Origin of the sequence: Acinetobacter rongchengensis (assembly GCF_003611475.1) — a bacterium.
Lineage (GTDB): Bacteria > Pseudomonadota > Gammaproteobacteria > Pseudomonadales > Moraxellaceae > Acinetobacter > Acinetobacter rongchengensis.
On the sequence record NZ_RAXT01000244.1, the window covers coordinates 1 to 223 of the forward strand.

A 223-nucleotide genomic window follows, 5' to 3' on the forward strand; every position below is an offset into this window, starting at 1 on the left:
ACTAAGAGATAAAATATATTATTGTGATGGTTCTTTCAGAGACATTTATGTACTTGAAACAAATATTGATGACAATAAAAAATGGGCTGAATTTGTAAACAACGTCTATAAAATAAACTGGTTTAATGGTCTAACTCAGAGATATGAAAGACAAATTGATTTTGGAGTTGTTAGAGGCTATTTGAATAAAGAACATGACTTATGTTCACGTGCAAGTATCTTT

The 223-nt window shown here is 28.7% G+C and carries 1 protein-coding gene; it reads left to right on the forward strand.

Annotated elements, in window-relative coordinates:
- Window positions 1-223 (forward strand): hypothetical protein (locus D7V20_RS20060; RefSeq protein ID WP_213072530.1); only part of this gene is annotated, 223 nt, incomplete at both ends.